Origin of the sequence: Olleya sp. HaHaR_3_96 (assembly GCF_019278545.1) — a bacterium.
In the GTDB taxonomy this organism is placed as follows: domain Bacteria; phylum Bacteroidota; class Bacteroidia; order Flavobacteriales; family Flavobacteriaceae; genus Olleya.
The window spans coordinates 4378446-4402500 of record NZ_CP058987.1; the positions used below are offsets into that span (position 1 = coordinate 4378446).

Below are 24055 nucleotides of genomic sequence, written 5' to 3' on the forward strand. Positions count from 1 at the left end.
TTATTAGAGGATTACAAGTTTCTCTATTTTTTCTACTGATTTATTAGTGCTTTGTGAATGCACTTTTAATTTGTAAATATACGTTCCTTTTCCTATTTTTTCTCCAAAATCATCACGACCATCCCATACAATATCTCTAGAAGTCGATTTTATAGATTTCCCACCAGCCAAAGCTGTTTGTCCATTTAGCGTTCTAACCAGTTTTCCTGAAACCGTAAATATCTGAACAGAAATATCTAAGACCTCAGAACTATTATGACTAAACCAAAACTCCGTATAATTAACAAACGGATTAGGATAGTTTAGTACGTTATTAATAACTAAACTTTCATTTTCATTAAAAACAATAAATTGTATTTCGGCTGTAGCCGAATTATTATAAACATCCCAAGCTTTTAATGTCAGAGTGTGTAACCCTGGCTCTAAATTTCTAAAAGGAAAACTCAATGCGCCTTTTGTATAGTCATCAACCTCTGTCAGGTAATAATCGTTAAGCACGTAGGGATTAATTTCGTCTCCATCTAATAAAGCGACAATATCATGTCCAATACCACTCGCTGTGTTAATCCCGTTTTCATCCTCAAAATTAGCTAATAACAAAGGGGACTCATTAGTTATACCTCCTGAAACAAATGCTTCGTCATTCATATACAACTGAATTGTTGGCCCAATATTGTCTTCGGCAGCATTAGGATTTATTCCTCCAATTTTTAAAACCTCTATACTTGCACCTGTCTTATCCTCCAGTGCGTTTTCTTGTGTTGCATAAAAACTAATTTTTCCTGTTCCTACAGGAATACCAATATCTTTAGGAACTATAAAATCAAATTCAAATTGACCATTCGTAACTGTTGCTTGTCCTCTAAAAACATTAGCTCCTAAAGTCGTATAATTAAGTTTTATTAATCCACCAGAATTTGTTGTATTGTCATTCGCCAAAGTTTCTCGTGCAATCTCTTTATCATAAATAGTCGTTGTCACAATACCATTATAACCATTAAGCACATTCCCATTAACATCCGTAACTTCTCCTGCCAGCTTCGCATACCCTAAGGCCTGAAGCACATCAGTCTCTTGAGTAATAGGCACATCATTTATCGTAGTTAACCTAATATTTGGTTCTGGAAAAGCCAACGTAAGTGCTGGATCCCCTATATAAAATGCTAAACTTTTTTGAGCATCAGAAAAACTTGGATCATTTTTAGCCAATCGTAACGCCTCTGCAATCGTCGGATACTCATAATCAGAATACGTATCATTAATACTATAAGAGAACAAATACTCTTTTAATATTTTATTAAAATCTTTTCCAACCTCTACAAAAATCTGCCTTGTCGTTGTTATTAGAGCAATAGAACCAGCGTCTTTATTCCAATAAATCAATTCTCCTGCAGTCTCTCTAAGTGGGTTATCAAACCTAGTAAACTCACAAGTTACGGTAACAAATAAATTTAATTTACATACGTTATTCAAGGCTGCTGCATCATCCTTTTGAAAAATACGTTCGTGAGCCAATCCGTCCTCTCCTCCATGACCAAAATAATTAACCATTAAAGCACCTTTTTCAATCGCATTAGTCAACGCTTCTGTCACTCCTGGATAACGATCTCCTCCCGCTGATGCTTGCTGTTCATAAGCATCTGAATGAATCTTAGTCACATTTACAAAAGGTTTAAACAAAGTCACTTCATCAGCAATTTCATCTGTTGTTTGCTGTAGTGTTGCTTCCCAAGCTTCATCCACATCATCAGACACAACAATAAAATTATTTCTCCAACTTCCTAAAGCGCCTTTTGAATAGTAAACTTCAATCTTATCTACCATTTGTTTAGCGCGCTGCGGAGAGTCTGCGATAATCCTACCCACTGCAATATCTAATTTATTAGCATTATTAAATTGATCCAAAACTCCTTCATCTAAATCTACGTATGCATAATAATCATCTGAAATAAAAGAACTGGATAAATTAAAACTACTATACGCATTCCAAGTTGGAAAGTTATAAGTATTAGAAGAGATACGTCCTTTATAATCAAAAGAGGAATCACCAAAAATACACAAATATTTTACTCTATTTTCCGGAGCGCTAGCGTTATCATACACGTATTTAACAAAATTCCGAATTCCTGTGATGTCTGGGTTTCCTGAAGAAAACTCGGTATAAATATCATCGACAACGACCACTTTAACATTTAAGTTTTTCTTATCTCTGTTAATTTGAGCAAGACGTTGGGCTTGTGCTAAATGGGACTGGGTTGTTAACATCAAATAGTCGATATCCTGAAAACCACCTTGGTTATTTAAAAAAATAGTCCCTTTTAAGTTTTGATTATTTACAGTGCTATTCTGAGCTAAAACAGGTTCTAAATAATGTTGAGAACTTACTGTAATAAACGTTTTTAAATCCCCCATGGATGCATTAAAACTTAAAGTGTTGTTCGCATCAATATTTGTAATACTACTGACATCGTACAAATCACTAACATCCCACACCTCCTGTACTTGTGACGCATTAGACAATACATAATTAGCAATACCACTCCCTGAAGTAGCTTCATTATTTTTAAAATGAAATTGACTCCCGTTAAACGTAAGCGCTCTTGTGGCCTCCACTGAAATATAATCCAGATAAGCTTCTGCACTAGGGTTTCCTTGGTTATTATAATCCAACGCTACACTAACAATATCACTAACGACATTAGTTGACTGATTAAAAGTACCTCCTGTAACGTAAACACCATTTGTCGTATTAGTTGCTGATAACGATACAGAACCTAAAGCGTTACTATTAGCACTAATTAAAAAACTACTAACACTTGAAGATGTTGTTGCTGTAACAACTTTAATATTAACAGGTTCTGAAGTGACTAAATTGGGAAATTCAAAATCAAAGGACTGTGAATTCTCGACACCAAATTGTTCCCCAAACCAACGTCTTCCAACAAAAATAATATTATTTGCATCAATTTCGTGAAACTGGTACTCTTGAAAGCTATTAATAATTGTTGTTACACTACCCGTAGGTTGATTAAAATTTTGAATACGTTTTCCTTGCCCTGAACTTATATTAATATAGTATACTGTTTTATCGGTGTACGGATTTATATTAGTGTTTATATAAGATACATTAACATCCGCGGATGGCCCTTGTGCATAAAATAAAATATAATCATCGTCATCAAAAACACCATCCTCTTCTCCAATAATTTTAATTGCATTTTCCGTAGGATCAAACGGAAAATTTGCATTAGTAGCGAAAGGCATCATCTTTCCACCATTACCATATAATTTTATATTCCTTGGGTCAAAACCATTAAGATTAATACCCATTTGATTTAAAAAAGATTTAGATATTTTATATACCCCAGATTTTTCAACCTCAAACTTATACCAATCACCATTGGCCAAAACCGAATTAGTGATCACTTGATTAGCCGAACTTCTATAACTTGAAGTATTATTCATACTATAACTTATATTAAAGGACAACAACTTTTTATAACTATTCCCTTGTTTTATAATAGGACTTACTGTTAAAACAGCATAATTAACCTCTCTAGCTGATCCGTTTTTTAAAGACACCTTTAAAGTTTCTGGAATAGACTGTGTACTTAAATTTTTTAAATCATCTTTAGACATTGGTAAATACACCTCGTCTGACACCACTAAGGAGTTTTCATTAACAAAACCATCAACCTTCCATTGTTCCACAAAACGGATACCATTAGCCATATCAAAAGAAAAGTTTTTTGCAGGCGTAAAAGTTGGAATAGTCACACTATAACTATCTGCCGAATATATTTGGGGAGCACCCCACATTATTTTAATACTTTTTTCTTGAGAAAATAATGGTATACTATAAAAGGTAACCAATAATAGAAATATCTTTTTCATTGAAATAATAACGTCTAATTGTCATTGATATTATTTAATTCTTAATAATATCTTAAAACAAATCAAAATTACGATAATATTATCAAAAAAAACACGTTATATTGTTCGAAACGCGCAACAAAACCAAAAAATAAAATCGTTGTAGCGTAAAAAAATGGGACAAAATGCAATTTAGTTTAGTCAAAAAAATGATTTTTAGTTGTTTTGTTATGTTTAATTCTTATATTGCGTCTCCAAAAAATAACATTATTTAGGTTACTTAAACGTATTAATATGAAAAAAATAATTGTATCAAGGCTATTATTAACTCTAGCAGTTTCGTTGACCTTGGTTGGTTGTAAAAGATCTGGTAGTGGCTCAAATACCTCAAGAGCAACGGGATGGGACATCAATTCTAAAGATGGAGGTTTTCAGTACAACACTAACTTTAAAGAGCAAGAAACTGCTCCTGGATTAGTTTTTGTTGAAGGAGGAACTTTTACAATGGGACGTGTACAAGATGATGTTATGCATGATTGGAACAATAGTCCAAATCAACAACACGTTCAATCTTTTTACATGGATGAAACTGAAGTTACTAATAAAATGTACCTTGAGTATTTAGACTGGATTAAAAGAACTTACCCACCAGAAGAAGAAAATTTTAGAGCTATATACCACGGTGTATTACCAGATACTTTAGTTTGGAGAAACCGTTTAGGTTACAACGAAGTAATGACTGAAAACTATTTACGTCACCCTGGATATGGAGAATATCCTGTCGTTGGAGTTAGCTGGATGCAAGCAGTTGAATTCGCTAATTGGAGAACTGACCGTGTAAATGAATACTACTTACAACAAGATGGTTACCTAAAAGAAGGTAGTCAATTAGAAGCTACTGCAGATGCAAACTTTAGCACTGACACTTATATCAACGCACCAACACAAACTTTTGGTGGTAATGAAGATATTTTAAAAGGAGGAAACTTAAAACCACAAACTAATGCAGCTGGAGACGAGATTAATGTTTACGCCTCTAGAGAAACGGGTTTAATTTCTCCAAAGTATAGACTACCAACAGAAGTTGAATGGGAATATGCCGCTTTAGGATTATCTGAAATTAGAAGCTATAACGTATACAGAGGGCGTAAAAAATACCCTTGGGATGGACAATACACACGTTCTGGTAAACGTAAAATAAAAGGAGATCAATTAGCTAATTTTAAGCAAGGAAAAGGAGATTACGGTGGAATAGCAGGATGGTCTGATGATGGTGCTGATATTACTGCTCAAGTAAAATCTTATGCGCCTAACGACTACGGTCTTTACGATATGGCAGGTAACGTTGCGGAATGGGTTGCCGATGTTTACAGACCTATTGTAGATGATGAGTTTAACGACTTTAACTATTATAGAGGTAACGTATATACTAAAAATGTTATTAACGATGATGGAACAGTAAAAATTGTTACTACCGATGAAATCGTATTTGACACCTTACCAAACGGAAAAGTTTTACCTAGAGATTTACCTGGGTCAATAGCAACTCAACCTGTTGATGAAGAGGAAACGTACTTAAGAACAAATTTTGACAGAAGTGATAACCGTAACTTTAGAGATGGAGATGCTCAATCTTCTCGTTATTATGCCGACAGATTTGGAGATGACGAAGGTGATATTACTCAAGACGCTTCAACAAGAAAAATGTATAATGCACCAAATCACAACATAGAGATTGATTCTGCAGGTAACATAATCAGAGAATATGACAAATCTAACAAACGTACCTCATTAATTAATGATGAAGTAAGAGTTTACAAAGGTGGATCATGGAAAGATAGAGAGTATTGGTTAGACCCAGCTCAAAGACGTTACTACCCTCAAAACATGGCTACAGACTATATTGGTTTTAGATGTGCAATGTCAAGAGTAGGATCTAAATCTAAAAATGTAAACAAATCAAAAAACTAAACTAATTTAATTAGTTAATATATTAAAAAGTCCTAACAAATGTTAGGACTTTTTTTATACTTTTATTTTATGAAAATAGATGCTTTACATACACTTTTTCTAGATTGTAATGCTGTGAGTACAGACACTAGAAAAGTAGATTACAACAATATGTTCTTTGCTTTGAGTGGAGATAACTTTAATGGAAACACTTTTGCAGAAGAGGCTTTAAAAAAAGGTGCTAAATATGCCATTATAGACGATGTCAATTTTAAAACATCAGATAATACTATTTTGGTTGAAAACACGCTTAAAACACTGCAACAACTCGCGACATACCATAGAGAATACTTAGGTGTTAAAATAATTTCGTTAACCGGAAGCAATGGTAAGACGACTACCAAAGAATTAATAAACGCTGTACTCTCCCAAAAATATAATACGACTGCCACTATTGGTAATTTTAATAACCACATTGGTGTGCCACTAACCCTACTCTCTATGACTAAAGATACAGAAATTGGAATTGTGGAAATGGGTGCTAATCATAAAAAAGAAATAGAATTTTTATGTCAAATTGCAAAGCCCGATTTTGGTTATATTACTAATTTTGGAAAAGCACATTTAGAAGGCTTTGGAAGTACAGCAGGCGTTATTGAAGGCAAGAGTGAATTATACACCTATTTAACGAATAACAACAACCCTGTTTTTTTCAATGCTGATGACGCCATTCAATTTGAAAAACTGAATAGTTATGTCAAAAAAATTGGCTTCAGCCAAAATAATTCAAACGACTTTAAAATCAAATTAGTAGAAGCCAGTCCTTTTGTATATTTTACAACTGAAGACACCTTAATTAAGTCCAATTTGATAGGCGAATACAATTTTACAAATCTATGCGCTGCCACTATTATTGGTAAATACTTTGATGTCGACTTGACAAAAATCAAAGAAGCTATAGAAGCCTATACTCCTACCAATAATCGTTCTCAAATAATAAATAAAGCTAGTAATACTATTATTCTAGATGCTTATAATGCAAACCCTTCAAGTATGGATGTTGCATTACAAAACTTTGGTAATCAAACCAACAAAAATAAAATAGCAATATTAGGTGACATGTTTGAATTGGGACCTTCCGCATCCAAGGAACATCAAACTATTGTAAACTTATCAAACACCTTAGATATTGATCATGTTATTCTGATAGGAGAAAACTTTTACAAGACACAAATAAACGGAAGTAAGACGAAACAATATAAATCCTTTGAAGATTTCAAAACCAACTACACGCCCATAAAAGATTGCTTTGTATTAATAAAAGGGTCCAGAGGAATGGCCTTAGAAAGAATCTTAGACTTATTATAAATAAAAAAATCCGAAACATAAGTTTCGGATTTTTTTGTGGGCGACAAGGGATTCGAACCCCTGACCCCTTGGGTGTAAACCAAGTGCTCTGAACCAACTGAGCTAGTCGCCCTAATTATTAGGAGTGCAAATATACATTACATTTAAATTAAAAACAACACTTAATTATAATAATTTTAAAACAATTACCTATACCATTTGATTTACAACACATTACTGCTTCTAAAAAAACAAAAAAACTTTTAAAAGAAAATGTAACTTCGACTTATTAATAAAAAAAGCAAGCATTACTCTATAAATAACAGCCAAGCAGTTTAACTTTATGGCACAAAAAAATCCAAAACATATGTTTTGGATTTTTTTGTGGGCGACAAGGGATTCGAACCCCTGACCCCTTGGGTGTAAACCAAGTGCTCTGAACCAACTGAGCTAGTCGCCCTAATTATTAGGAGTGCAAATATACATTAGTTTTTGTCATCTCAAAACCTTTTATTGAAAAAAAAATATTTTTTTTTCAATAAATAAATTAACTCTTTAATTTATAGTGATTAACACATCACTAAATTATAAATATTTTAATATTTTTGAATCAAAATAAGCTCCAAACTTGAACTACATATCATTAATAGACGAACTAGGTATAGATATTAATACACTAACCACCTTAGATGACGCTAAAATCATTAGACTTCAGAAGCAACTTAAAGCCAAAGCTGTTTTAGATAACAAAAGCAATCTAGGTGAATTAGCGACTATAATTGATGAGCTTAAAAATGACAACATTCGACAACATCATATCTTTATTGAAAAGCACAAATGGATAAAGCAAATAATTAGCGGCGAATATAGTAACATCCCTCAAAACTCTACCTCCATTTATCATGAAGCTATTGCGGACCCTGAAGGTTTAAAACACTTTTTGTCGCCATATTTAAAAGAACACTTAAAACCTTTTTTATCTGAAACACTTAGTAAAGGGAAATATATCTTATTACTTAATGTGGTTAAAAGCAATGTTCTATTTACTGAAGAAATCGAACAGATTATTATTAACCTATTTAGCTCAAAACTAAATTACGCTAAAGTATATATTGAAACTGGTAAATTAAAAGACAAATATCACCCTCTTGGCTATATAACTAATAGAAATTTTATAACCTGCTTAAGCCAATATCCTAACTCATTTTACGACGAGGTTAACGAATTAAATTCGGTTATTATAGACACCTATAATTCAAAAAGAAAGCATCTTAGTGATGACATCTTTATTTTCTCAGCTAAAACAATGGTTGCTTTTGGAGAATTAGACATTTCTAATTACATGTTAAAAGATGTTTTAATATCTAATGCAGCAATTGCCCAACCTTACGCTTTTAACTCTCCAAAAAAATCAAAATCAAAATCTGGATCAAGTGTTGGTATTTGGAGTGTTATTGTTTTTCTAATTTTAATTGTTAGAATTACAACTAAAGTGTTTAATAATGATAACAATACTCATAATTCGTTAAATCAATATGAACGTATTAATCTACAAAATATGAAATCTGATCAAGAAAGACTTATAGAAACTATTGGAGAAATACAAGAGAACAAAAAAAACAATACCCATATCTACAAAATCAAAGAAACGTCCTACGGAGAAACAGAAGTTGAAGAAACCATTTTAGAACCAACTGATACTAATCCAAACAATGTTAACCATAACATTACGCTCCAAGATTATAATTCGAAATACAAAGCTAAAGACCACACCCGTTTTATATACAGTTTAAAATTAAAAACCGAGCGTTATGTATCTTATGAAGGCGGATATAATGGAACCGATTTGAACGCCTTTACAAACCCATACCCAAAGACCTTTAACCTATTAGAATCTGGTCCTTCTAAAAACAACACTGCTTTTAGTTTACTAAAAAACAATAGTAATAAAGACTTAATTGTATTTAAATTGACAAATGGTATTGACGAATCTATTTTTATCCCTAAAGATAAAAACAGGTATTTAAATATAAAAGAGGGGGATTCTGTTTTATTTTATACAGGAGAGTATTTCTTACCCACTCGTTTTTCTCATTTCACCTATACTCCTGGACTGTCTAAACTATATGTCATTACTAACTTCAAGGGCACTGATACTAATGAAATTAATATTTTACCATACACCGTAAAGATTGAATTCAATAAAAACTTCAGTACTAATAACACAACATTAGATACGACCATAATAGATCATATCGAAACAAATAAAATACATTTCAATCCTTTAAACATTGATAGTATTTATACAAAATGGTACCGAAAAAAGTACAACTAACGTTTATCTTAAACCTGTTTTACTATCATCTTTAAATGTTTTCTGCTTTGCTTTTTCACTATCTGGTAATAAAGCAGACAATGCATAGACAATATGTTTAATAGACTTATAATCGTTGCGTTCTAAGGCTTCATCTCCGTCCTTGATAAGTTTTTTTGCTTTCCTTGCATCCTTAAATTCTGAACTATATTTTATAGCTAAATAATAACCAATAAAATTCTCGTCACTAGACTGTATTACCGAATTATAAAACATATCCAATTCCTTTATTTTAGCTCTAATCAAATATTTATCACCCGAATTAATAACTTCTTTTTCGTTGGTAATTATTTTAAGATATTTAGGTCTGTAGGATTCGTTTTCTTCCTTATTAACCTCCCATTCGACACTTTCTTTAGAGTTATTATATTCCTCAATCTCTAAAGCAATCACCTTATTTCTTGTTAAGGAATCAAACTCCTGTATAAGCTTTCGTTTAATGTCATCTAATTGATACTTTTTATCGGACACATCGTCTTCGTCAAGTAAGGTTGTTTCAATCTGGATTTCAATCAAACCAATTCGTAATTGTTCTAATTTACTAGAATACTCAAAATTTTCATCAGCGACTTGCTCTCTAATTAAATGTTCAACATCAGACAGTACAGCATTAATTTCCATATTAATTTTACCAATACTTATGGTCCGTTCAGACTCACTAAACACATTTTTAAATTCTTGATCACAAGCTTGTAAATACACATTAATTTTCAAATCTCTAGATTCTGTAATCTCCAATTCAATCTCTATATCTGTACCTTTAATTAAGTCCTCTTCCAGGTCTTTACCCGTAAACTCAATATACCCAATACTTAAACCAGAACTAGGCAACCCTTTAGATTGACCTTCCACAATATTAATAATCAAATTGGCATCAGATCCTTTAAGTATCGTTTTAGATGCCGTTTTGTAAATTTTCTTTTTTAAAGGTAAAATACTTCCCTTTCTAAAAATTTGTTCTAAACGTGTTGCTGAAGCCTCAATATCGTCAATTTCCATACAAATATCAATAGGCAATGGTTGTCCTAAAACATTATAACTTCCTTGATTAATTGCTACTGTATTTATTGACTTTAAAGGATTTAAATCCGCATCTAAAACCTGAATTTTAAATCTATTTAATTGCCCTTTTAATAACGGAACAAACTCAGAAAATCCATTGTTTTCAATCGTTTTGATTCCAGAATCATAACCGCCATCCGTTCTTGTGATTCTATATTTTAAATTATCACCGTCTACCTTACAAGTAATTAACTCTTCTAAATCTCTTGTGTTCTGCTCATAAAAAATTTGAGTATCAATAGGACTTACGTCTTCTTTTTGTACGACACTTGTTTCTTCTACTGACGTCGGTTTAGATCCTGCAAAGTAAGCAGCACCATCTACGACAGCTGACGTTGGGTCGATACTAGAATCTACTAAAATTCCCGTTTCCTCTTTTATTCTCTCTTTAATTAAGGGCACATAAGTACTACCTCCAATTAAAATTAAACGTTCTATTTGAGAATTAATTAATTGATTTTGAGAAATCACTTTTTTTATAAACGTAATGGTTTGTTCTACTTTAGATGAAATCACAGCTTCAAACTGTCCTCTAGTAATCACTATTTGATCAAATAAATTGGTATCCTCAAAATCTATATCTATTTCAATTTCTGTTTCAGGATATATTGATAATTCCTTTTTGGCTTCTTCTGCTTTTTTAAGCAGCTCAAAATATAGTCCTTTATATTGACTTGACTTCGTTTTAATATCTTTCCAAAGGTTAGTAATATTAGCTTTCGCTTCAATTTGAGGTACTATAATTTTTTCAACAATAAGATTATCAAAATCTGCGCCCCCTAAAAAATTATCTCCTTCGTTATCTATAACCTTTAACTCTCTATCATTAACTTCTACCAAAGCCACATCAAACGTCCCTCCCCCAAAATCGTACACAATCCAATTTTTAGAAGATTCAATATCCAAATTTGATTGATTTGCAAATGCTAGGCACGCCGCGATAGGTTCTTGTAACAAAACAACCTCTTTAAAACCAGCTAAATACCCTGCTTTTTTAGTTGCATTAGATTGAATTGTATCAAAAGACGCAGGTATTGTAATAACTGCGGCATTTAATTGATCACCATCAGAGACAAAATTCTTCAACTCTTTTAAAATTAAAGACGATAATTCTATTGGTGACACTTCCCTATCAATTGAAGGTATAAAATAGGTCTCTTGAGTCCCCATTTTACGTTTAAATAGCATACACACGTTTTCTGCATCCTTTTCTAAATAATCCAACGCCTTATCTCCAATAATGGTCCTGCTACCTCTAAAAGCAACGCAAGATGGTAAGGTTTGTTTTAATCCCAATGGATTATTATAGATTTTGACAGCTCCATTATTATAATGGGCAATTAAGCTATTGGTCGTTCCTAAATCTATTGCAATATTAATGGTCTTCATGGAGTCTTATTCTACAATTACAATTCCTTTTTGCACTAAAGTAGTCTCCTCATTTGTCTTTTTATAGACAATCGGTTTTAATACTTTAACAATTTTCATCTTACTATTAAAATCACCAGTAATATTAGCTTCAACATCGGTCATTTCATTTCTATACGTTTGTCCCAAAGGATTGATAATATGAAAACCTAAAGCTTCAAATTCGTGATTAATTCTATCAATATTTCTATTGAAAAGCGTTAAATCTTCTTTATTACTTTTAAGCTGAATAGAAAAAACTTGATTGATTATTTCTAACATTTTTTAGATGAATTAAATGAACGTGTAAGATACAATTAATTGGAAATTAAACCACTTCAGCAACCACAAAAGTACTCCCGCCAATATAAATCACATCGTCATCCGAAGCTAATTTTAATGCGTACAGATAAGCTTCATTAACTGAAGCATAAGCATCACCAAGAAACCCATTAGCTAGAAATACCTCTTTTAAAAGTCTCGCATCCAATCCTCTAGGCACACCTGGTTTACAGAAGTAATACGTTGCTTGTTTAGGTAATAATGGTAAAATAGACACTAAGTCTTTATCATTTACAACTCCAAAAACAATGTGGAGTTTCTGATACGGTTCCTTTAACAATTGTTGAATTGTTACCGTTAAACCTTCTGTATTGTGAGCAGTATCACAGATTACTTTTGGCGTTGTTTTCAAAATTTGCCAACGTCCTTTTAAGCCTGTATTTATAATAGAATGCAGTAATCCGTTTTTAATATCTTGATTAGAAATTTTGAATCCTTTATCCTGAAGTATTTTGATACTCTCTAAAACGCCTTGTATATTTTTAGACTGATAACTTCCTTTTAAATCTGTTAAAAATGTATCGTGTTTAATGTGATCTGCAAATACAATTTTACTGTTATTTTTTTCCGCTACAGCGTTAAAAACAGGTTTAGTCTCTACTTGTGTCTCACTAATTACAACAGGAATTAAAGGTTTTATAATACCCGCTTTTTCTGAAGCTATTAATGCTAGAGTATTCCCTAAAAATTGAATATGATCCAAACCAATATTAGTTATTAAAGACACCTCAGGCGTAATAATATTAGTAGAATCTAATCGACCGCCTAGTCCCACCTCTATAATAGCTATATCTACTTTCTGTTTTGCAAAATAATCAAAAGCCATACCTACTGTCATTTCAAAAAAGGACAATTTATGCGACTCTAAAAAAGTTTTATTACGTTTTATAAAACCAATAACAAATGCCTTACTAACTTCTTTGCCGTTAATCTTAATACGTTCTCTAAAATCTTTTAAATGCGGCGACGTGTATAAGCCAACTTTATATCCCGCTTCTTGAAGTATAGAGGCTAGCATATGACTACTAGACCCTTTTCCATTAGTTCCAGCAACATGTACAGACTTAAATCTGTATTGTGGGTTTTTAAGATGCTTAGCTAATGTTATAGTATTAGTTAAATCTTTTTTAAATGCAGTTTGACCTTGTTTTTGATACATTGGAAGTTGAGAAAACATCCAATTGACCGTGTCTAAATAAGTCATGATAATTTATTGACCTAATTTAAAATTGATACTTACGTATCCTATTTGGCGCTCTGGGGCTTTACTATCTGGCGCCCATTTGTGTGTTAAAGCCATTTTTCGTGCCGGCTCTAACAAACAGGCTGCTGTATTTTTAGTTCCTTTAACGCCTGGCTCTGCTTTTACAACTTTACCGGAACGGTCAACTTCGATTCTAACGACAACTAAACCTGATTCGTTACACTCTTGTACTATTTTTCTATAGTCTGGTTTCCCTCTACCATTTAAACCATAACCAACACCATCTCCGTTTCCTTGACCTGATCCATCACCAAATTGACTTGTCCCATAAGAGTTACCCGAACCTGAACCATTGCCAGGCCCATTACCTGGTCCGTTACTATTTGAGTCGGATGCGCTATCAGAATTACTAATACCATTAATTAAAGCATCATTAGCTTTTCTAATATCATCTTGTCTCTTTTTCTCGGCTGCTTCTGCAGCAGCTTTAGCAGCTGCCTTTGCAGCTTTTTCTGCCTTTTCTTGTGCTAATTTATCGGCCTTAGCTTTTTCTTTAGCATCATTTTCTTTTTTAGCCTGCTCTTGTTGTTTCTTAATTAAAACAGCCGCTTCATCTTCTTGAGTTATAACATTTTCTTGAGAGGTTGGCGTAGCCGCAGCTTCTTGTTGTTCTTCTTGAGGTTCAGTTTCTTCTGGTTGAGTTTCAGTTGGGGGTGCTGCCGCTTGCGCTGGTGCACCTCCTCCTCCTCCAGAAGAACCTCCAAAGTTAATGGCTACACCAAATTCTTCTGGTGGATCCGTATAATTTTGACCAACCACAAATAATAGCAATATTAATATCAGCATAATTAATGCTGTTATTTTTGCCGAGTTTTTTTCGTGTTTGGTTTTTAAATATTTCATCTTATTGTGCTTTTACTGCCAATGTCGATTTAATCTTGTTTCTGTTTGCAATATCCATTATAAAAACAACATGTTGCATTTCTACCGTTTCATCCGATCTAATAGTAATTGTTGGTGATTCTACATTACCAACTTTTGCTATTACCTCTGCTTCCAATTGCGCTTTTGATACTTGCTTCATATCTACATAATAATTGACATCTTTGTCAACACTTACAGATACATTTTTAGTCTGAGTTGTCTTACTTGTAGATTTAGGTAATAATAAATCTATAGCCTCTGCAGACACCAATGTTGAAGCAATCATAAAAAAGATAAGCAACAGGAACACAATGTCCGTCATAGACGACATGTTAAATTCTGGTGATACTTTATTTCTTCCTCTTAATCGCATATTAGCTAGGTTCGTTTAATAAGTCTAAAAACTCTAAAGAATGTGCTTCCATTTGGTACACTACTTTATCTGTTTTTACAACTAAATGATTGTAGGCTATATATGCGACAATACCAACAATTAAACCACCAACAGTAGTTGTCATTGCAGTATATAATCCATCTGCCAATGTTTTTATGTCTATTGACCCTCCTGAATTAGCAATCTCAAAGATAGATAGTATCATTCCAATAACGGTTCCAAGGAAACCAATCATTGGTGCTGCTCCAGATATAGTTGCTAAAACACTTACGTTTTTTTCTAAACTATAAATTTCTAATCGTCCTGCGTTTTCAATAGCTGTATTAATATCATCTAAAGGTTTACCAATTCGGGAAACGCCTTTACTTATTAGTCTAGATACTGGAGAATCTACAGTAGTACATAAGTTTTGAGCGGACTCAATCTTACCATTACTAACATAGTCTTTTATTTGATTCATAAAATTTGAATCAATTTTTGAAGCCTCTTTTATTGCAAATATGCGTTCAAAATAAATATAAACCGCCATTACTAATAATACAAAAAGCAATGCTATTATTATTATTCCTGCTGTACCTCCTGTGGTAACTAGTTCAATTATTGATAATGTTTTCTCAACTGGCTCTCCTTCTAATAAAGGATCTACCGCTTGAGCAGTCTCTTGAATTAATGTACTTATCATAGTATAAAATTAGATACGTTTATAACGTTGCTTTTTTGTTTTCAGTATATATTAAAATAAAGTTCTTGTCCAAAAGAATACTAATGTCCCAGCTAAAAACCCTACTAAAGCTAACCATGATATTTTTTTGAAATACCAGAAGAAATCAATTTTTTCCATTCCCATAGCAACAACTCCTGCAGCAGAACCGATAATTAACATACTTCCTCCTGTTCCTGCAGAATACGCGATAAAGTGCCAAAGCTCGTTATCCAATGGTTCTGAGAACATCCCTAAACTAGCTGCTACTAATGGTACATTATCAATAACTGCAGAGCCAATACCTAGTAAAATAATAACTAAATCAGAGACACCTTCATGATGTAATTCTGTTCCCATCATTGGCATACTATCTTGTAATGTAGACGCAAATCCGAATAAAATACCTAAAGATTCTAATGCTGCAACAGCCATTAAAATTCCTAAGAAAAATAAGATACTTGGTAATTCAATTTTTGATAAAGAGTGGTGTACAGGACTATGGTGTGCGTGTGCATCACTTTCTTCAGAATCATGATTAGATAAACTAAATTTAGCTGAACTATAAATCTCAGCAAAAATAGCAACAACTCCTAACGCTAACATCATACCGACATAAGGTGGTAAATGTGTTATTGTTTTAAAGATTGGCACAAATACAATGGCTCCCAATCCTAAATATAGCATTGTTCCGCTAAATCTACTTTTTGGTTTTTCTATTGTATCTTCTTCCTCTGCTAAATTACCTTTAAAAGCAGGTAAGAACGATGCTATAAATGTTGGTACTAACATACACATTAATGATGGTAATAATAAATACCCCATTAAATGTCCTGTCGTTACTTTTTTACCAATCCAAAGCATTGTAGTCGTAACATCTCCAATAGGAGACCAAGCACCACCTGCATTAGCGGCAATAATAATTAAACCTGCAAACCAAATACGAACATTTCTGTCGTTAACAATTTTTTGTAAAATTGAAATTAATACAATAGTTGCTGTTAAGTTATCAATTATAGCAGAAAGAATAAATGCTAAAAAAGCAAAAATCCATAAAATCTTACTTTTTTTCTTTGTTTTAATAAAGTTTTTAATAGTCGAAAAACCATCAAAATAATCGATAATTTCTACAATAGTCATAGCTCCTAATAAGAATACTAAGATCTCCGCTGTCTTACCTAAATGATGCAATAAGGTTTCTTCCATTAAATGCATCTTGGTCTCATGCTCTAAAGCGGCATAACCTTCTACTAATCCATGATTAGCAGAGTCAAACCATTCTGTAAAAGAATCTAAACCTAAAGATATTAATGCCCAACTAATAGCCATCATGACTAATGCAGGGATTAATTTATCTATTTTTATATTGTGTTCTAACGTTATGGCTAAATAACCTAAAACGAATACTAAAATTATTACTGTTTCCATATTATACTAATTGTTTTAATGCTATTTCAAAAGCAGTTTTACTAATCTCTTTTTTAGAAGAACTTTTTGCGTGTACGTTTTCAATTGCTTTTCTAATAATGTTTGAAGTATCATTAAAAATAGCTTCATCAGTCATTTGTACTTTACGCTCCATAAAATAAGCAAATACACGAGCCATACCACAGTTTGAAATAAAATCTGGTATTAAACTTACACGCTCATCTGTTTGTTCCATAATCGATCCAAAGAAAATCTCTTTATCTGCAAACGGTACATTTGCTCCACAAGAAATAACTTCTAAACCAGTACTAATCATCTGATCAATCTGATCTTGAGTCACTAGTCTAGACGCCGCACATGGTGCAAAAATCTCAGTTTCTAATGACCAAATACGTTCATTCATTTCTGCAAATGGAATCATATTATCTGCTGCTAATGTATTTCCATCTTTGGTTAAGAAAAAGTCTTTAATTTCATCAAAAGAAAAACCTTCTTCTTTAATCACTCCTCCAGAAATATCAATTATTCCAACAACTTTAGCTCCCATTTGAGCTAAATAATACGCTGCTGCAGAGCCTACATTTCCAAAACCTTGCACTACTGCACGTTTCCCTTTTACGCTTCCACCGTAAATCTCATAATAATGTCTAACAGCTTCTGCTACACCATATCCAGTAATCATGTCTGCAACCGTATACTTTTTAGCAACATCTGGAGAAAAGTTAGTGTTTTCTAAAACTTTAATTACCCCTTGGCGTAATTGACCAATACGATTAATTTTATCGGCTTCAGTAGGCTTAAAGTGTCCATTAAAAACACCTTCTTGTGGATGCCAAACTCCTGACGCTTCAGTAATTGGAATTACTTCATGGATTTCGTCTACATTTAAATCTCCTCCTGTCCCATAATAACTTTTTAATAATGGTGATACTGCCTTGTACCAACGTTCTAAAACACCACGTTTTCTTGGGTCTTTTGGATCAAAATTAATACCTGATTTAGCACCACCAATAGCTGGTCCAGATACTGTAAACTTCACTTCCATTGTTTTTGCTAGAGATAAGACTTCATTCATGTCCAATCCTTTTCTCATTCTAGTTCCACCACCTGCTGCTCCTCCTCGTAATGAGTTTATAACCGTCCATCCTTCTGCTTCTGTTTCAGAATCTTTCCAGTTAAATATAATTTCAGGGTTTTTATTTTCGTAAATTTTTAATAAGTCTTTCATCTTTGATTTTTGAGTTCTACTTTAATATTTATCTCTTTTGGAATAACATTTAAAGTAGCTAAAGTTGATTCATCTTATGAAGTATTAAATTAATTAGTTGAACAAATATAAAAAAACAAAATATGGCTTTTAATAGTAAAGTCATTTTTATTATAATAATTTATTGTTAAGCGTTATTTTTGTTAAATAGTTGTCCTTATAATGTATCTAAATAGTTTACTGGATATACTTTTCCTGAAGAATGATCTTGAGAAGCTCCCGTTACAGATTTCAAACAATTAATTTCTTCTCTCAGCTTTAAAACTCCTAAAAATCCAAAAATTAGAGCTTCTTTAAATTCAATAATTTCAGAAGAAGGAATAACAATTTTGTTTGACGTTAGTTTTGTGATTTCTTCGATTAAAAACGTATTAAAAGCGCCACCTCCAGTAACCAAAATCGAAGCCTCATTTGTTTGATTTACAACTTTTGCTATTTGAAAAGCAGCATGCTTAACATAGGTGTGTAAAATATCTTTTGTGTGTAACTCAAAACTATTAATTAAGGGAATAATTTGTTGTTCTACCCACTCCAAACCTAGAGATTTAGGCGGTGTTTCTTTATAAAATGGCAACGCATTTAAATCTTCAAATAGAGTGTTATTTAATTTTCCATTTCTAGCTAATTCTCCACCATCATCATATTGAAACCCTAGACTTTCAACGTATTTATTTAACACAATGTTTACTGGACAAATATCAAAAGCGACGCTTTCGTTTTTTACTTCTGAAGAAATATTAGCAAACCCACCTAAATTTAAACACCAATCATAATCCTTAAATAACAAGCGATCTCCAATAGGTACTAATGGTGCACCTTGCCCTCCCAAATCCACATCTTGTACCCTAAAATCACAAATAACTAGTTGATCAATTAAGCTAGAAAGTTTAGGTAAATTACCAATTTGTATGGTAAACCCCAAACTTGGTTGATGTAACGCTGTATGACCATGAGAACAGACCGCATCAATATCAGCAATACTATTTTGTTTGATAAATGGATTAATTACAGTCGCTAAATAACTAGTATAGTCTTCATCTATATTAGCTAATTCTGAGCGTTCTAAACTTATTAAGTTTTTAAGCTTATTAAACCAATGTTCAGGATACGATACTGTTTCTGCCGCAATAATATTAAAGCTCCAATTAGTCGATTTTTTAAACGAAATAAGCGCAAGATCAATACCGTCCAAAGACGTACCAGACATAACACCAATAACATTATACACGTCTTTTATCATATCCCGTAAAAATAACTATAACGATTGAAAAAATGCTAATAAAAACTTATCTTTGTATACAATTTTTATTAAATCAACAATCTTATATAAATTATGGATTTTAGCCTTACTGAAGAGCATATCATGATTCGCGATGCCGCTCGCGATTTTGCACAAACAGAATTATTACCAGGAGTTATCGAACGTGATAACGCTCAAACGTTTCCAAATGAATTGGTACGTAAAATGGGAGCACTTGGTTTTATGGGTATTATGGTAGACCCTAAATATGGAGGGAGTGGTATGGACGCTATTTCTTATGTATTAATTATGGAAGAATTGTCTAAAATAGATGCTTCTGCTTCTGTAATGGTATCTGTAAACAACTCTTTAGTATGTTACGGACTAGAAGCTTACGGTAATGAAGAACAAAAACAAAAATATCTAACAAAATTAGCTACAGGAGAATCTATTGGCGCTTTTTGTTTAAGCGAACCTGAGGCTGGAAGTGATGCCACATCACAAAAAACAACAGCTATCGATATGGGCGACCATTATGTAATCAACGGTACAAAAAACTGGATTACAAATGGTGGACGTAGCGATGTATATTTAGTAATCGCACAAACAGATAAAGAAAAAAAACATAAAGGAATTAATGCTTTTATAGTTGAAAGAGGGACACCTGGTTTTGATATTGGACCAAAAGAAGATAAATTAGGAATTAGAGGTAGTGATACACATACCCTACAATTTAATGACGTTAAAGTACCAAAAGAAAACAGAATTGGTAAAGATGGATTTGGGTTTAAATTTGCTATGAAAACATTATCTGGTGGACGTATTGGAATTGCTGCACAAGCTTTAGGTATTGCTGGAGGTGCTTATGAGTTAGCTTTAAAATATAGTAAAGAACGTAAAGCTTTTGGTACAGAAATTTGTAACCATCAAGCAATCGCTTTTAAACTAGCTGATATGTACACAGAAATCGAAGCTGCTAGAATGTTAGTCATGAAAGCTGCTTGGGATAAAGACCAAGGTAATAACTATGATATGTCAAGTGCTATGGCTAAGTTATACGCTAGTAAAGTAGCTATGGAACAAACTGTAGAAGCTGTACAAATACATGGAGGAAATGGTTTTGTTAAAGAATACCATGTAGAACGTATGATGCGTGATGCTAAAATCACTCAAATTTATGAAGGTACTTCAGAAATACAAAAAATTGTAATTTCTAGAGGTATTATTAAAGGGTAACCCTTCAATATTCAAATATAAAAAAGGCTTTAAATTTAATTTTAAAGCCTTTTTTATTACTTTGACATATCATCTAAAACTAATCTGATTTCTCCATAACTATATTTATTAGCTATTTTAGATTTTAGATCCGATAAGTTATCAAAAGTTTGTTTAGGAATTAACGCTTTCAATTCCTTGTAATGCTTGTCAGAAATTAAATCTGTAATTTTAACTTCACCTGATGATATAAAACTGGCTAGATGACCAAATATGGTATTCACATTTAAATCACGTTCAAAAGCTATCTGATCTATTGATTTACCAGATTTAAAAATTTGTAAAGAGGTTTCTTTTGTATCCCCTTTTTTTCGTTTTGGTTTGGCTTCTTCAAAAATTTCTTTACCATTAGACATCTCAATGTCATGTTCCTCACAATACGTTCTTATTATGTTTATAATCTCACTACCGTACTTGCCCACACGCGTTTTACCAAAACCATTAACGTTTAATAACTCACTTTGACTCGTTGGTAAGGTTTCACACATTTCATATAATGATTTTTGTGTGAATATTTGAAAATGAACTAAATCCTCTCTATCTGCAATTGTATTTCTTAATTCTCTTAATAATTCAAATAATTCAACATTAGTCGTTCCATCTACAACTGTCTTTCTAGGTTTTTTAGGTTTCTCTTTTGTTAAAAAAACAGATTTCGCTCTTAATTCTAAAAATAATTTAACTGAAAATCCAGAATCCAAATTAGAAAAATACAACTGTTTAACACCTATTAACTCCTCCAACATATCCAATTGTTTATTAAAGTCAGTGTCTAATGTTTTATTATCAGTAGTAAAATTAAATGATTTATACACTTCAATGATACTCACATCAAGTTGTTGTTTATAATAACTTATGGCTTTATTAAACCTTGATTGAATTTCATCACTTGTTTCAGGAGTAGCCGACACTTCTCGAATTTCTATCAATTGCGCTTTAAACCCATTGGCCACTTTTAATAAAGAAGCCACACAATCTTTTATACTAGTTAAAGGGCCTTCAATATTTCCTTGAAAACTGCCTCTATTTTTATAATAAATATCTAGCAGACGATTAGTAGGATATAAAAATTGGTAAAAATCAAAAATCTCAGAAATTAAACTTAACTGAAAATGTGCTTTAGACTCTTCAAGTATAGTTTCATCCGGTTGATTTTTCTCTGCCTCAAGATTAAACTTAATAACGTTAGTATCACTAATAATCTGACTAGAATTAATCTTACTCTTCAATACTAAACCTTCCAACGATTTACATCTACTCAAAGCCACATAAGTTTGACCATGGGCAAAAGCACCTTCCGAATCTATTATAGCCTTATCAAACGTAAGCCCTTGACTTTTATGAATTGTTATTGACCAAGCCAATCGAAGCGGTATCTGAGTAAAAGATCCTATTTTATTTTCCGAAATAGCATTAGTATCCTTATCAACAGCATAATTAATATTTTCCCAAATCTCGGGTTTGGTAATAATATTATAATCATCATCCGGACATTTTACAACAACTTCGTCTTTATCTAATAATATAACTTTACCTATTTTACCGTTAAAATAACGTTTATCAGCAGAGCTATCATTTTTAACAAACATGACTTGAGAACCAACTTTAAGCACAAGTGATTTTTTATTAGGAAATGAAAACTCAGGAAACTTTCCTTCAACTTTCGCCTTATAACTCTTAGATTTCCCTTTTAACTTCTCTAGTTTAGCTTTATTGGTATACTCTGCTTTATTATTATGGGTGGTTAAAGAAATATATCCTTCATCCTCTTTTGGTTCGAAATCAGGTTTATAACGCTTGTTTAACTCATCAGCAGACGCTTGAGAGAGGCTATTTGTTCTAATTTCATTTAATATATTTATAAACAAAGGATTGTCTTGCCTATATATATGCTTTAACTCAACAGATATCGGATTACACTGCTGATAGGCATGACTACTAAAAAAGAATGCATTGTTATAAAATGGTTTAAGCAAATGCCATTCATTATCTTTAACAACAGGAGATAACTGTTGTAAATCTCCAATCATTAAAACTTGTACTCCACCAAAAACTAAATTTCTATTTCTATAACGACGAAGTGTCTTATCAATACCATCCAACACATCAGCTCTAACCATACTGATTTCATCTATAATCAATAAATCTAATGATCTAATAATATTGATTTTAGTTTTACCAAACTTTCTATTAAACCCACCACTAGAGTTCAAATCATCATTTGGTAAAATAGGACCAAATGGTAATTGAAAAAATGAGTGTATAGTAACACCCTTAGCGTTTATAGCAGCAACTCCCGTGGGAGCAACTATAACTATTCTTTTAAGTGAATTTAATTTTAACTTGTGAAGAAAAGTAGTCTTACCCGTTCCAGCTTTACCTGTTAAGAATATATTCCTATTCGTTTTATTAACGAAATTATTCGCTAATTCTAATTCTTTGTTACTGCCCATTACTGATTTTAATCCTAGAGTATCAAGATATATAATTGGTACTTAAAACCGAAACCTTTCTGCAAATATCTTACAAAGTGCCTTATAAGATTTTAAATAATTCCCATCTCGATTGCTTTCAACTATACTAAATAATATTTGTCTATTCTCTAAAATGAATATAACAATCCTAAACTAATAGTTTCATTGACCATTAAATCTTAATAAATACACTTAAAACGGAATGTTAATCTATTATACATTCTTAACATTAGCATTTCTCCTTTAAGAATAACCTCCACGAACTTATTAGTTAAAAATTATCACAAATTTCACACTAATACATTGTAAAAAAAATGAGTTACATCTAATTTAAACTTATATCATTTTGATTACTTTCTCCTAAATACAAATACTATTTACCCATATATATATTATACTTACAATATAATAATAGTATACTCGCAATATCCAATTAGATCTTTACTTCTCCTTTATAACCTTTAAATTAGGAGTTACATGATCTACTTCACACTTCCCTTATCCCTTTAGTCATATTGTGAACCTTCTTTGAGGTTACTAGTTATACCCAAGAATTACTAATAATAAATGAAAATATTTTAGTCAGATTTATAGTGGTATGCAGCTTTGAATAAATAAATAAATAAATAAACAACACTACTAAGAAATTTATAAGAGAAAAGTTATTACATGAAAAATTTACTATTTACTATTATACTTTCGTTTGAGTTATCACTTTTTTTTTCTGACTACATGATAAGGTATAATACCGCTGGAAAACTAAAATTGCAACAAAATAAGTACAAATCATAATA

15 protein-coding genes and 2 tRNA genes are annotated in these 24055 nt (G+C 32.1%); 4 read left to right on the forward strand and 13 right to left on the reverse strand.

From position 1 onward, the window contains the following. Positions 1-3: 3 nt before the first annotated feature. Positions 4-3894, reverse strand: a complete 3891-nt coding sequence (gene porU / locus H0I26_RS19490; protein ID WP_218700477.1) for a type IX secretion system sortase PorU — start codon at positions 3892-3894, stop codon at positions 4-6. 273 nt (positions 3895-4167) lie between these two features. Between porU and gldJ the strand changes: the two genes are divergently transcribed. After that, complete coding sequence (gldJ, locus tag H0I26_RS19495; RefSeq protein WP_218700478.1) at positions 4168-5844, forward strand: gliding motility lipoprotein GldJ; 1677 nt, start codon at positions 4168-4170, stop codon at positions 5842-5844. Between the two features lie 69 nt (positions 5845-5913). Then, a complete protein-coding gene (locus H0I26_RS19500) occupies positions 5914-7191 on the forward strand; it encodes a UDP-N-acetylmuramoyl-tripeptide--D-alanyl-D-alanine ligase (RefSeq protein WP_218702123.1) in 1278 nt (425 codons plus the stop codon). A gap of 37 nt (positions 7192-7228) precedes the next feature. Here H0I26_RS19500 and H0I26_RS19505 read toward each other — a convergent pair. After that, a tRNA-Val gene (locus H0I26_RS19505) sits at positions 7229-7303 on the reverse strand. Between the two features lie 252 nt (positions 7304-7555). Beyond that, a tRNA-Val gene (locus tag H0I26_RS19510) sits at positions 7556-7630 on the reverse strand. A gap of 168 nt (positions 7631-7798) precedes the next feature. Here H0I26_RS19510 and H0I26_RS19515 point away from each other — a divergent pair. After that, positions 7799-9505, forward strand: coding sequence for a hypothetical protein (locus H0I26_RS19515; protein WP_218700479.1), 1707 nt, complete (start codon positions 7799-7801; stop codon positions 9503-9505). Between the two features lie 3 nt (positions 9506-9508). Here H0I26_RS19515 and H0I26_RS19520 read toward each other — a convergent pair whose 3' ends face one another. The 9 genes from H0I26_RS19520 to H0I26_RS19560 form a co-directional block, all read right to left on the reverse strand. Continuing rightward, positions 9509-11995 carry an Hsp70 family protein gene (locus H0I26_RS19520; protein ID WP_218700480.1) on the reverse strand — a complete coding sequence of 829 codons (2487 nt, stop codon included), beginning with the start codon at positions 11993-11995 and terminating at the stop codon, positions 9509-9511. A gap of 6 nt (positions 11996-12001) precedes the next feature. Next, positions 12002-12295, reverse strand: coding sequence for a hypothetical protein (locus H0I26_RS19525; protein ID WP_218700481.1), 294 nt, complete (start codon positions 12293-12295; stop codon positions 12002-12004). A 46-nt stretch (positions 12296-12341) separates the two neighbouring features. Beyond that, positions 12342-13559, reverse strand: a complete 1218-nt coding sequence (locus tag H0I26_RS19530) for a bifunctional folylpolyglutamate synthase/dihydrofolate synthase (RefSeq protein ID WP_218700482.1) — start codon at positions 13557-13559, stop codon at positions 12342-12344. A 6-nt stretch (positions 13560-13565) separates the two neighbouring features. Next, a complete protein-coding gene (locus H0I26_RS19535) occupies positions 13566-14462 on the reverse strand; it encodes an energy transducer TonB (RefSeq protein WP_218700483.1) in 897 nt (298 codons plus the stop codon). 1 nt (position 14463) lies between these two features. After that, positions 14464-14856 (reverse strand): ExbD/TolR family protein, encoded by a 393-nt coding sequence (locus H0I26_RS19540; protein ID WP_101020754.1) that lies wholly within the window; start codon positions 14854-14856, stop codon positions 14464-14466. 1 nt (position 14857) lies between these two features. Beyond that, positions 14858-15559: a MotA/TolQ/ExbB proton channel family protein gene (locus tag H0I26_RS19545; protein ID WP_136583710.1), complete on the reverse strand. Its 702-nt coding sequence runs from the start codon at positions 15557-15559 to the stop codon at positions 14858-14860. Between the two features lie 51 nt (positions 15560-15610). Next, positions 15611-17005, reverse strand: a complete 1395-nt coding sequence (nhaD, locus tag H0I26_RS19550; protein WP_101020758.1) for a sodium:proton antiporter NhaD — start codon at positions 17003-17005, stop codon at positions 15611-15613. Between the two features lies 1 nt (position 17006). Continuing rightward, positions 17007-18233: a Glu/Leu/Phe/Val dehydrogenase dimerization domain-containing protein gene (locus H0I26_RS19555; protein WP_218700484.1), complete on the reverse strand. Its 1227-nt coding sequence runs from the start codon at positions 18231-18233 to the stop codon at positions 17007-17009. A gap of 196 nt (positions 18234-18429) precedes the next feature. Next, on the reverse strand, positions 18430-19512 hold the full coding sequence (locus H0I26_RS19560) for an anhydro-N-acetylmuramic acid kinase (RefSeq protein WP_218700485.1): 1083 nt from the start codon (positions 19510-19512) through the stop codon (positions 18430-18432). Between the two features lie 93 nt (positions 19513-19605). Between H0I26_RS19560 and H0I26_RS19565 the strand changes: the two genes are divergently transcribed. Next, entirely contained in the window at positions 19606-20748 is a 1143-nt protein-coding gene (locus H0I26_RS19565; protein ID WP_218700486.1) for an acyl-CoA dehydrogenase, read from the forward strand. Positions 20749-20804: 56 nt separating this feature from the next. On the opposite strand, the gene H0I26_RS19570 is transcribed toward H0I26_RS19565, so the two are convergent. Beyond that, a complete protein-coding gene (locus H0I26_RS19570) occupies positions 20805-23240 on the reverse strand; it encodes a helix-turn-helix domain-containing protein (protein ID WP_218700487.1) in 2436 nt (811 codons plus the stop codon). Positions 23241-24055: the final 815 nt, after the last annotated feature.